This window comes from Oceaniferula spumae (assembly GCF_042849255.1).
Classification (GTDB): Bacteria; Verrucomicrobiota; Verrucomicrobiia; order Verrucomicrobiales; family Akkermansiaceae; genus Oceaniferula; species Oceaniferula spumae.
This window is the reverse complement of the sequence record NZ_AP026866.1, coordinates 4,108,577-4,120,756: the sequence shown is the minus strand read 5'-3', so window position 1 is coordinate 4,120,756 and position 12,180 is coordinate 4,108,577. Positions and strand designations below refer to the sequence as shown.

Here is a 12,180-nt window from a genome sequence, read left to right as displayed (position 1 = left end):
GTGGTTTTACTTTAACACCACTCGACCCGATCACGGCGCCGATACTTTAACTTTCGGCGCATTATTTACCATCTGATCCAGCTCCTTGAGCTTGAGCCGTGTGCTCATGATGTATGGTTGTTCCCCTTTGTCCCAGTGACCGTAGGTTGTAACAACGAAGGTATCATCAGGCAGGATTTCGACTCCTGGATAGGTGGTATCGTAGCCTTTTTTGTTATCAAAGAGCCGGACCACGTATTGGCCAGGGCGGTTCTGGACGATATCTTCATAGGTGCCCACCCAGGCTGCGCAATCGCCTTCGGTCGGCCACTTGACGGTTTCGTCTATGCGTGCGAAGTCACCTCTGCGCGAGGTGTAGGAACGGAAGACGATGAGTAATCTGCCGTCGGACGCATACTTCGCGGTGTGACGGTCACCGGTCAGGGTGCGCGGGAGTTCGCGTGGTGATGTCCAGGTGCGGCCCTCGTCGTTTGAGAAAATGACGTGGGAGTTTTTGCGGCGGGAGTTTTCGCGCAGCAGGACGGCGAGCTGTTTGCCATCAGGAGATCGGATGATGCCTGGCTCGCAGAGGTGAATATCTGTGGAACTGTGGATCATCTCTGGGTAGCTCCATGTCAGGCCTCCGTCTTTGGTGAAAATCTTATAGAGTGTTAGGCCATTTATCTTTTCACCTTGGTTGGCAATTTGACCACGGTCATGGAACATACACATGTAGTGCCCTTTGCCGGTTTTGAGTTTCATGTGGCATCCCATGGCGACGATGCCGCCGTATTTTTCCACGGGTACGAGTGGTGACCACGATTTACCTTCGTCCTCGGAAACCGCTTTGCGCACCGGGGTGCCGCCGGAGAACATGATTATACGTTTTTTGCCATCAGGACCGGTCATCCGGTGCAAGGTGGGGACTTCCTTTGAGATCGCCCAGTTCTCGGGTGTGGGCAGTCGGTCGCTCCAGGTTTTTCCTCCATCGGTGCTGCGTTTATAGACAATGGCCCCACGACCGTGACCTTTGGGATAAACGGCGAGGATTGTTTTATTGTCATCTAACAAGCAGGTGGTGACGTGTCCGAGATACTGGCCCTTTTCTCGATCCACCACTACCTGACGAGCCTTGTCGTAAGCGAGATCAATGAATGGGATTTCGGCGGCAAGCAGGCCTGCACACGTGAAAGCGAAAGCTGTAAGAATATGTTTCATGTTTTGTTAAGGAAGTTGTTTATTGGTCGAAAAATGGAGGCCTGGCACTTCTCGAATCTCGCCATCCTGAATCGCCACGGGGGAAAAAGAGAATACCCATTTCCAACTTGGTGCCGTTTTGATAAGCACCTTGTTCCATCCTTTTTTCAAATGAATCTTAGCGGGAGGCCGGCTGGTATAAATCTCATCGGTGAAGGCAAACTCCTTGCCCATCTTTCCAGGGTTCTTCCACTTGGGAGGATCGATGCGTTGATCGTTGATCCAGATGTTACAAAGGGCATTGGCGTTCCAATCGCCAGCCTTGGCAACCCCCGCCCTATTATCCGATGAGGAGGTCGTGTTGAAACTAATCCAGGCATCGAGCTTCTGGTCTTGATCACTGTGAATGTATGTATTCGCCCAAACGACATCCTTACCCTTCTTGAACGTCTTGAGGTGACCACTGAAGCCGAAAAAATGTTTGATGTGAATCGCACCGCCGTGCAAGGGTTTGGTCCATCGGTATATACGAGCTTGCGCTCCCTTTCGGTCGCCCGCCACATCGTCATTAACATGATAGATATCCTTGATGAGTCCCTTTTCAAGGTCCGGAACTTCCTGATCAGCCACTGGTCCTAACAATCTCCACTCCATGTGGTGGGTTTTCACCATGGGAAATGGCTTTTCGGCAAAAAATCGATCGCGGTGTTCGGCGAGCCTGTTTTCAAAACCCGCGAAGGCTTTGTATTCAGCCGATCCTTTGGGTGGCACCTTTGCCCAGAACTCTGGCCGGTCTTTCTTGATACCTTTCCAAACAGCCTCCGAGTAAGCCACCACCGCAGGCAGCACAGGGTTGTTTGTTAGAGTCAGCTTCTCGTCATCCACCAGATTATCCGGCCAGTGGGCGAGGATGCCGCCGAGGTGGTGATCATCACCGTGGGGAACCCGGCACGGCTGCTGAAAAAACATGCGCAGGGCAAAATCCATCGCCTCCATGTGATTGATGTAATTTGAGCGTGAATCGATGTGTTTCGTTCCTCGGAACGGGCTGGATTTCGCCCAAGTCTGAGAAATCTGCTTCGCTCCTTTGAACGTCATGCCTTTACTCCATCCGATGACTTCGCGCCCATTCTTCTGAACCGCATGGTGCAGTGCCGGGAGGTAGTCGGCATTCACGTGCTCGTCCCTGTGGCGCACTTCATCTGTCCCCACGTGAATGTAGGGCATGCGCTCCTTGTCAGCGAGGGTGCAGAGTTCATTAATCAGACCGACCATCGACTCGAGCGCACGAGGCTCTTTCATATTTTTGATTCCCAATCCATGGCGGAAGGCCTCGGAGTGCCCCGGGGAATCGAACTCCGGGATAATGGTGATGCCTCGCGCCCAGCAGTAGTCGGACATCTCCTTGAACTCCTGCTGGGTGTAAAATTTCCCCTGGTGGCGACCGTAGGCTTTTTCAGATTGGAGGTCGGGGTATTTTTTACTCTCGAGTCTCCAACCAAAGTGATCCGACAGGTGCCAGTGAAAAACATTCATCTTGTACGCTGCCAGAACATCCATCTGCATTTTCAGCTGTTCGATAGATTGGAAATTTCGACCCACATCGTGCATCAACCCGCGTATTTTGAATGCCGGGTAATCGTGGATTTTACAGGCAGCCACAGTCGTTCGTCCGTTACTGCGAACTGTCAGCTGACGGAGAGTTTGCACGCCGTAGAACAGACCAGTGATCGTGTTGGCGGTGATCTGGACACCTTGATCATTGGAAACCAACCTGTAGGCATCCGATCTCTGATACGGTGCATCCACTTCCGAGATGTTGAGGGAGATTTCAAATGCAGATTTAGAGTCGACAAGCAATTGATTCGCATCCAACAAAGCCTTCAAATCATCTCTCAAATGGGCGGCTTTCAGTGGTGTCGATGCGAGTTTTTCAGCAGACAATCGAATCGCGACCCGTGTGATTGGGTGAGCTTTACCGAGCCATTGCACAGACTGGGGCTCTGGCAGTAGCGCAGGCTTGACTGGATCGACGGCGACGACGGTCAAGGTGCTTACAAAAAGCACCGTGCAGGCGCGGAGAAGTGTCGGAAAATAGCTAAGTGGCATATCGGTCAAGACCATACCCGAATGGCTTGGGCATTCTAGCAGTCCTGCACAGGTATAATCTCAACACCAGTTGGTATACTTTGTGATTGCACACCTGATACTCGATATTTCCGTCTGTGAAGTGCCACACACACATTCTTTTTCTTCTACTGCTTGCCTCATTGAATTTGGCGCAGGCGACTCATTACAAGTTGTTTATCCTGACCGGGCAGTCGAACTCCTTGGGCACCACCAATGGCGGGGAAAACGATCCATCATCCGGCAGCGATCCTTCGGATCAGCACGTGCAGTTCTTCTGGCACAACGTTGTGAACGCATCCACGACCATCGGAACATCCGGTGGTGTTTTCACTACCCTTCAGGATCAGCAAGGCGGAGTCTATGCTGGCAGCGCCACCCACTGGGGGCCTGAAATGGAGTTTGCCCGGACTCTCTACCGCGCTGGTGTTAGAGACTTCGGTGTCATCAAGGCAAGCCGGGGCGGTGGTGGCAACAGCCTTTGGGCCAAACCCACTGGACATATGTATGATCACGTGGTGGCCACAGTCAATGCCGCGACTGCACAACTTGAAACCAACGGTCATACGTTTGAAGTGGTTGGCATGCTGTATCTGCAAGGTGAGAGCGATGACGCAACGGAAGCCGCCGCCGCAGGCACACGCCTGAAAGCACTGACTGACAACCTCCGCATTGACCTCCAGGACTCATCATCGAATTCGATAGCTGCCAACATGCATACCGTGATCGCGGGTACAACGGCACAGGGCAATGCCAATGACGACACCACGCGCTCCAATCATGCTGCCATTGCGAGCAGCACCAGCTATATCGATTACTTCGATAACCTCGATCAGCAAAGCAACCTCGCCCCGGACAACCTTCACCTCAACAAAGCTGCTAAGATCGTCGTTGGAAATCGCTTTGCCCAAACGTTCCTGAACTCGGGCATCGTTGATCGTCATTACGGAAACCTCGTCTTCATCGGAGACTCGATCACCCAGGGAGGAAATGGCCGACCCAGCTACCGCTATCAGATCTTCAAGAATCTGGCGAATGCGGGAGTGCCGATCGACTCCACCACCGGGTACAAGTTTGTGGGCAGCATCAGCGGCGCGTATCAGAATAATGCGGGTAGCAATGCGGATGTGAACGGGCAGACATTTGAAAACAACCACGACGGTCACTGGGGATGGCGCGCGATGTGGCAGAACGGCCGTGTGCCACTGCCAACGAGCAGGCGCAGCGGCAACCGCGGAGAAGGCACGATCCTCAACTGGACGGGGGTGGCTAATCCACAGGTCTATGTCACCGATGCTGGTCAGGTGGCTTTTCCTGACCCCACAGCCAGCGGCACGGGTGTGGCATCCCCCTACACGCCTTACACTCCGGATACAGCCTCCATCATGATTGGCATCAATGAAACTTCGGTCAGCTCGGCTGCACAGATTCGTGATGACATCGGCACCATGATCGATCAACTTCGTAGCTCTAACCCAAACATCCGCATTCACCTCAACCAGCTTCTTTATTCGGATAATGTTGCCTTTCCGGCCGTCGATTCCGTCAACACTCTGCTCCCTCAGCTAGTGGCGGATAAAAATGCGGAATCGAGCACCTCACCTGTCTGGCTGGTAACAGCCAATGACGGCTTCGTACCCAGCACCCACACTTATGATAACACCCACCCGAACACGGCGGGCGAAATCCAGGTGGGAAACATCATTTCAGGCAGCCTCGGAATCATTGAAGCCGCCGCCGTTGATTCTGGGACCGGTTCTTCTCCCGCCGACATCGAAGAGAAAGCCAGTGCCGAGCTTGGCTGCTATCACTTCGAGGGAAGTGATATTTATAATAGCGGCAGCTTTGCAAGCAATTGGACCACAACCGGCACACTGACTGCCACTCCCACAGGAGACAGTGACCTGCAACTGGTTCATCCCGGCACGAGCGGAACGACCCTCGATGGCACCAACACCGGCTGGTCCGGCATCAACCACGGACCTTGGACATTCGAGACGCGGATCAAGTTCAACGACATTAGCAACGGGATCATATTTTGGTTAGGCACTGGCACACACCGTATCTTGATCGAAGCCTACGCAGATCGCACCCAGAACTTTGGAGCCAGCAGCTTCAACGTCAGCCACAATAATCATGACAACGAATACCACACCTACAAGGTGACTCACGATCCGGCCGGAGGCGTTTACCACCTATGGCGTGACGGCGTACTTCTGACACCCGCTGCCGGCGCACCCTACGAACAGGCCGCATCAGACCAGCGGTTACTCATCGGTGATTACACGAGCGGAGCCTTTGGTAACAACTTTGATGTGACCATCGATTACGTGCAATACTGTGTCGGATTCAAAGGCAACCAGATTTATGACGGCACCAACTACATCAACGGATGGAGTTCAGTGCAAACTGGCGGATTTCTCGTTTCCGCTCTCATCGACACAGATGACCTGAGAATCGTCAATGCCAGCTCCGGCGGAACTTGGGTCGAAGGCACAGGAACCGGGTGGTCAGATAACAATGATGGCAACTGGACTTACGAAATACGAGCCAAGTTCGACAACGTCACCAACGGCTTCGAAATCTGGCTCGGAACGGGAACTAACATCATCCGGGTGCAGGTTTACCCCGATCGCACTCAAGACTTCGGAGGCAACGGCTTTAATGTCGCGCACAACAATGTGGATGGCCTCTTCCATGACTTCCGCATTGCCCATGACGCTGGAGCCCAAATGTATCACGTCTTTCGAGACGGCGAACGTCTCACACCCATCGCAGGTGTTGATTACGATCAAGCTGCCAGCGAAGGACGATTCATCCTTGGCGATACCACTGGCGGCTCGTTCGGAGATGCTTTCGATGTCACTATCGACTGCATCAACATCGACTACTCAGGCGTTTGGATTCCCGTCGGCACCGATACCGACGGCGACGGCTTGCCAGACACCTGGGAAAACACCTATTTCAACAGTCCCACCGCCGGTAACGCCAGCAATGACGACGATCACGATGGCAAAACCAATGTGGAGGAATATCATGCGGATACCGATCCCAACAGCGCCACATCCAGGCTACAAATCGAATCCATTTCAGAGACGTCACAAGACAACTTCGACATCACCGTTCCGAACACATCCACACAACGCAATTACACCCTCTACGCATCAGACGACCTTGGGATAACGGATCCATGGACTGCCGTAGCTGGTCAGGGCCCAGTGGCTGGAAATGGATCCTCCCTGATATTCACACCAAGTCACACAGCACGTCAATTTTACCGCGTCGAGGTTAGTCTTCCCTAAAGAACCGCTTGTTTTCACGAAAAACCCCGCATGGACAACGCCGTAACGGGGGTTAGTAAAAGCTAATGAAAATAGGAGAGTTCTACTTCTTTCTACGCAAGATCAGCAGGACGCCTGCCATACCCAAAAGCATTGAAGAGGTTGGCTCAGGCACCGTTTGCACATTGACGGAATTCCAAGTCGTTGATCCCTGACCGCCACTGCTGGTCGCTCCCCACAAAACTCGGTCCTGAGTTGCTGCTCCGCTGGTTGCCACGACTCCATGTAACCCGTTTAAGCTGTCGCTGAGAGAAACCACTCCACCACTTGAGCTTAACGTGTAAGTGACATGGTTCGCGAATGAGGCACCAATTTCCTGACTCAACTGGTTATTGGCTGTTGAAATTTGAAAAGTGTTTGTGCCATCCGTGATCTGGATGTCATTATTAGCGTCCACATTATAAGTCAAAATGTAGCGAAATGAGCTACTGACCTCAATCCACATGGCGTTGTTATTCTGCCGGCCATTGTTAGGAGAGGCATAGTATTCATCCACACCGCCACCACCACTATTCACAGCATCTGCGTTCACGGTCATGGTCCAAGTAGCTGACCAGTCTCCAGCTGCCATCGCTGCGGCATCACTTACTGAGATCGCTTGTTGGTAGAAATACGGCTGTTGTGTCGTGCCGTCCGTTATACGCCAGCCGCCGTTACTGGAGTCAAGGCCATGGCTAAAGGCTGTAGCTCCGCCATTGGCGCTCCAACCTTGAGTAACGGGGTCGGACGCACCAGTAGTTCCGGTCGTTGGTGCTACTCCCGCTGAATAATTAACCACCGTAGCGGCACTCATTGGTAAACTTGATGTGGCAAGTGCCACGATAATAAGCTGGATTTTCATGATTCTAGATTGAAGTTAATGCATTACACGCATGAGGGAAGAGAAAGCCCACGCCATTTAACATCACCGATGACTGACCAAGCCCCAACCGAAAAGAACTGGTGTTTATTTGAAACCAGAAACTATCGTTTGATCAGTTTGCAGAGGAAGTCTCAGATCCCGGCTTGATACTGCTCGCCACCCCTCTCTCATCCACAACCGGAGGAGGTCTGAAGGCGACGATGCCTTTCGATTCCATTTTCATTTTCCCTCTGCGATCACGGGTCTCGTAAAAGAAATAGATCAGGTATTTGCTGGGCTTGTAGGTCAGGGTGTTGCGCTGGAGCCACTTGCGTTTGCCATCGACCATTGCCCAGACACCGAAGTTGATCGATCGTGATTCACTGCCGTTGAGCTTGACCACTGATGCCGCTTTCGCCTTGAGAGACAGCTTCTTTCGATCAAGAAATCCATGAACACCGATACTCGATAAGTTCACAAACTGGTAGGATCCGAATGGGGCATGCGAGCGGTCGTCATTGATCGGATAAATGCGGTAGGTATCCTTGTTTTTGCCTGGGAAAAATACAAACAAGGCATTGTTCCATGACGCAGGCACGTTAACGGCGGCGACTTTTTGCAGCGCAACTTCACCGTCTGAAGATGGCTTGGTGCGGTAAAAATTGACCACCCTTCCACCTTTGAACTCGTAGCTCTGTGAACGCGTCATCTCAGTGACATCGACCTCCTTGAGTCGCTCCAGCTTACTCTGGATATCCTCGTTTTTAGTCGGACGACCCGCTAGGTAGTGGATCGGAGAGCCACTGATTCGCTCCCAGCTGGCGCAGGTAAAGTGGAAGCCTCCGCCCTGGTCGCTCTGCCCATACAGGCAAGTGGTACAGAGCAAGACCAGCAAGGTGGTTAGTGTGTGTGATAATTTTATTTTCATAATTAGTGTGTGTGATGTGTTAGACCTCCTCGGCATTCAGCCAACGAAATGATATAATTCGATATTCGCGACCGAACTGCCTCGCTGTGATAGCATCGTTGTCGATATAGGCATCCGTGCCTGCAGGGTCGTTGCCTGGGTAAGCAGGGTTAGGTTTCTTAAGCAGCTGGCCACTATCGGAAACGAGTGTCGGCATGCGTTGGACAACGGCCTCACACCAGGCACGTGCGAGCACTCTGTCCGGATCATTGCTGGAAACGGATTCTCCATACGCGCGAATGACAAATGTATCTGAACGGGCCGTGATCGTAGCCCCCAGTGAATTGAGGATATCTCCCTGTTTAATCGTACCGGGGATCCCCTTCTCTGCATCCGATCCGGTATCCAGTCCACTCTTCTCAAGGGCGGCTTGCAGTACCCCCATCTCACCGGTTTCATCACTGGCCAGGCGGCGGTTCACGAAGTCGGCTACAGAAAGAAACGGGCCACGTTTTTTGACTTCCTCGACGATGAGTTCCGCAAGGTTTTCGATATCAGCATCGGACAGACGGACATAACCACGCCATTGCTCGCCTTCCGCGCCGCCACTCACTGACGACCTAACAAAAGGTGTTTTTTCCCCGGAAGAAACAGAGAGGTTTCCGGTCTCACTGACTTGGTCCACATCAGCGCCATTGAGACTAGAAAGCCATGCCTTCCAGGCTTCCACGCGTGTAGAGTTGATGTTGGCGGCGCCGTCTAACATCAGATGACGTGCCATCCAGCGGTAGTGCGTGAGTTCCTTCAATCGACGATCCTCTGTCATGCCCGATGGTGTCCCTGTAAGCACCAGCCGTTTGTTAGCAAGAGGGTTTGGCAGGGTGGAATCCAACAGCTGCTCCATGACAGCCTCTGCAGTGTCGCCCGAGTCAGAAGGATCATCCCCTAACTGAATGCCGGAAAAGTAATAGCTATCCCAGAGCCCTTGATTGGTCAGATAGGACATGTCGTAGAGTGTCGTTTTGTAGGCAGAGTCCGTGCTAATCTGCTCGACCAATGCCGTCTGTGGAACGCTCGGATGCGGCAATGAATTTCCGATGGCGTAGGAAACGTCCCAGCCATTAGAGCCGGTCTGGCAGTGCTGAAGTGCGGCCAGATTGGTCAGCGGAGCATCCGGCACCTCGAAAGCGACGACGTGCGTTTCTCCATTGCCCTCATGGCTGCTCCCCCAGAAGCCGTTGTTGCGGTCACCAATACCGGCCTGCATCAGGTCAAAGTCACTTACCGTGGCAGCGGTAACATCCCAGTTCCCGGGCACAGAGCCTTTTTCACCTGGCCCCATGGAGTAGGAATGATTCACTATGGCACGCGGGTCAAATTCTCCTAACACGCCACGAGGACTACTGTCAGATGCACGCATGCGGAATTCAATGTAGCAAATAGCCTCCTGATCATTGGTAAAATTACTGAGTAGCTTTTCCACTTTCGTGCCGCCCTCCAGAATATCCGCTGCACTGGCAATGTGCAGCGATGACAGCTCCGGAAGATCCTTGAATGCCGTGCCCTGTTGATTCGCATCAAACGGATTGGCAAAACCGCCGTTCGTTTGTTGGAAATACCCCAGATAGGTTTCCAAACTAATCTTTTCGTTCTCCTGAGGCAGCAGCTCAAACTTGAATTTATCCCCTGTTTCGACATGCCATTTGTTAGTGAAGCGAAGACTCATGCCTCCTTCCCAATTGTTAGCGAAGGACCCCGGAGCCGCAGTCATGTTTCCCCAGATGTAGGGTTTCGGGGTGTTGAAATTCAAAGCGAACGTGCGGCACTCACCTGGATTGAGCCGAATCAATTTCGAGGGTCGGGTGCTGGTAAAGGGATAGTTTGGATTGCTCTCAGCGGTCACTCCGAGACGAAAATGCTGGAATGGGAAATACTTCTCACGCCCGAATGAGATCTGTTGAGGATCAATAGCCAGCTCGATATCCGTTCCGTTAGACCGCTTGCGGGTGAAATTCCACTTCATTCCCTTGAGGTCCAGATTGGCAAAAATAGATTCAAACTCGATCGGAACATTGTAGGGATTCCAGACGGTTCCTACAGCATTCATCACCAACTCAAGTCGACGACCTGATCCGTATGGGTGAGACTGATGACTTAAGACGAGGCCCACCTTGGTCATGATCGGGGAACGCCCGAGGGTATCGTGGCCGAGATTGTTCCATGGCCTTCCACGATGGCTGCCAAAGCGGTAAAACGGATCAAATAGATCTGGGGAAAGCAATGTATCGGCCCCTCCTTTCGCACCCACATAGGTAGTGCTGAGAAGATGTTCACCTCGTGAATTGTGCCAGTGGCTGTAGGGTTGATAGGGCTGGGCGAGCCAAGTCCGGCTGTCACCGGGAGCCATCCATCCCCGGCGGGAAACATCACCGGAAGACAACTTTTCGTATTCACGTTTGTAGCTGCGATAATGATTCCTCAGTGACTGCCAGGTGGGACCACGCAAATAGCGTTTTTTTCCAGTCGCATCCGTTCCGCCATTGGGATCCGGGTAGAGAAAGCAATAGCCGAGCTTGTTCGCCCACCAGTGCGGGCGGTAGCTTGCCGGCCAGTAAATGGACGACCATTCCGCATTCTGATCTCCTGAGTTACTGAACTCCCAGATGGAATTGAAATCCTGGTCTTGCTGGTCAACCAAGTCGGTCTGATTGAGCGGATAGTCCCAGTCGCCACTCGTTGGGGCGTCTAAAGTAGGCAGTTCAAATGGAAGGGAAAGGTCTCGCTTTAACCCGCCCAAGGCTACGTCCGCGAGCACGGCACGGCTGTAGGTGGAAACATCATAGTAAAGGGATTTGGCGACTTCTTGTGTGACAGAGGCGCTGCTCACTAACGGAATCTGGCTCTGAGTCATCATCCGGTAGAGTTCCTCCGTTGCTGTGGTGGCTGGATCCAGATTTTCAAGTCCACCGATATTCACCACACCGGTAGTAGCAGGAGCAGCGAGGGCAAAGCGGCGATCCCAATCAGATGCGGCACCTTTCCGAGAGTCGGATAAATTGACCCGTGCTTTCACGCCTTGGTCGCCTACCCACCATCCGATGCGGCCTGTGGTGCCGCCGTTGCTGTCTGTAAGTTCCTGTGTGGGAACGAACACAAAGTTGTCTGGATCATCGCTGGTAGTACCTTTGCCGAGTACTTGCACGAAGCCATCCTGATCGATTGGAGATTTGACAAAATCCAGCGCCTCCACCTGCTCAGGCGTGCCGGATGTCAGCCAACGTTGAAAGGCATCCTTGTTCCGATCCGGATGATAGGTTTTAAGGCTACCGCGAAGTCCATCGTTATCGCGCTTGTGCCATTCCTCCGTGGAGTAAACGCCGACGTAATGTTGTTTATCCTTGGACGCCTGCCAACCGGCAAAACCACTGCTATCGAGAATATCTGCCTCGGCTGTGACACGTTGGTCCGGCCCGGTGTGTTTTTGCAATTCTCCGATCGCCATCATCAGGGCGAGCCTGGCATTGGCCATCGCCTCTTTCTGGGCAGATTCCTGTGTGGACGAACGCGATTCCATCGTCGCCAACGTAGTCATGGCCAGCGCCACCATCACCATCAGCACCATCACTGAGATCGTTGCGATTAATGCAAATCCACCCGCCACCACGGAACGTGACCCCAAAAGTGCGTTTGGGTTCGATGCGCGGCTGCGAGTCTTGAGTATGATCATAAAGTATTTGTTTTTACTTATGATATACACAAAAGTGAGCTTGTCGCCCCGCGCCTACTGG

General features: G+C 52.7%; 6 protein-coding genes. 1 reads left to right on the top strand and 5 read right to left on the bottom strand.

Annotation, left to right across the window (positions count from 1 at the left end; genetic code table 11):
• Nucleotides 1–30 precede the first annotated feature (30 nt).
• Complete coding sequence (locus tag ACSPJT_RS17585; RefSeq protein WP_435893868.1) at nucleotides 31–1,197, bottom strand: sialidase family protein; 1,167 nt, start codon at nucleotides 1,195–1,197, stop codon at nucleotides 31–33.
• Nucleotides 1,198–1,203: 6 nt separating this feature from the next.
• Nucleotides 1,204–3,285: a family 20 glycosylhydrolase gene (locus ACSPJT_RS17580; RefSeq protein WP_435893867.1), complete on the bottom strand. Its 2,082-nt coding sequence runs from the start codon at nucleotides 3,283–3,285 to the stop codon at nucleotides 1,204–1,206.
• A 116-nt stretch (nucleotides 3,286–3,401) separates the two neighbouring features.
• Here ACSPJT_RS17580 and ACSPJT_RS17575 point away from each other — a divergent pair, with 116 nt between their 5' ends.
• Nucleotides 3,402–6,605, top strand: coding sequence for a sialate O-acetylesterase (locus ACSPJT_RS17575; RefSeq protein ID WP_435893866.1), 3,204 nt, complete (start codon nucleotides 3,402–3,404; stop codon nucleotides 6,603–6,605).
• Between the two features lie 82 nt (nucleotides 6,606–6,687).
• Here ACSPJT_RS17575 and ACSPJT_RS17570 read toward each other — a convergent pair whose 3' ends face one another.
• The 3 genes from ACSPJT_RS17570 to ACSPJT_RS17560 all read right to left on the bottom strand — a co-directional run bounded on the left by ACSPJT_RS17570 (nucleotide 6,688) and on the right by ACSPJT_RS17560 (nucleotide 12,119).
• Entirely contained in the window at nucleotides 6,688–7,485 is a 798-nt protein-coding gene (locus ACSPJT_RS17570) for a PEP-CTERM sorting domain-containing protein (RefSeq protein ID WP_435893865.1), read from the bottom strand.
• A gap of 133 nt (nucleotides 7,486–7,618) precedes the next feature.
• Nucleotides 7,619–8,413: a hypothetical protein gene (locus ACSPJT_RS17565; protein ID WP_435893864.1), complete on the bottom strand. Its 795-nt coding sequence runs from the start codon at nucleotides 8,411–8,413 to the stop codon at nucleotides 7,619–7,621.
• Between the two features lie 19 nt (nucleotides 8,414–8,432).
• On the bottom strand, nucleotides 8,433–12,119 hold the full coding sequence (locus ACSPJT_RS17560) for a hypothetical protein (protein WP_435893863.1): 3,687 nt from the start codon (nucleotides 12,117–12,119) through the stop codon (nucleotides 8,433–8,435).
• Nucleotides 12,120–12,180: the final 61 nt, after the last annotated feature.

What these genes read in the sequence shown, in the direction of transcription:
- ACSPJT_RS17585 (WP_435893868.1), bottom strand. Translation starts at nt 1,197, where the DNA reads ATGAAACATATTCTTACAGCTTTCGCTTTCACGTGTGCAGGCCTGCTT.
- ACSPJT_RS17580 (WP_435893867.1), bottom strand. Translation starts at nt 3,285, where the DNA reads ATGCCACTTAGCTATTTTCCGACACTTCTCCGCGCCTGCACGGTGCTT.
- ACSPJT_RS17570 (WP_435893865.1), bottom strand. Translation starts at nt 7,485, where the DNA reads ATGAAAATCCAGCTTATTATCGTGGCACTTGCCACATCAAGTTTACCA.
- ACSPJT_RS17565 (WP_435893864.1), bottom strand. Translation starts at nt 8,413, where the DNA reads ATGAAAATAAAATTATCACACACACTAACCACCTTGCTGGTCTTGCTC.
- ACSPJT_RS17560 (WP_435893863.1), bottom strand. Translation starts at nt 12,119, where the DNA reads ATGATCATACTCAAGACTCGCAGCCGCGCATCGAACCCAAACGCACTT.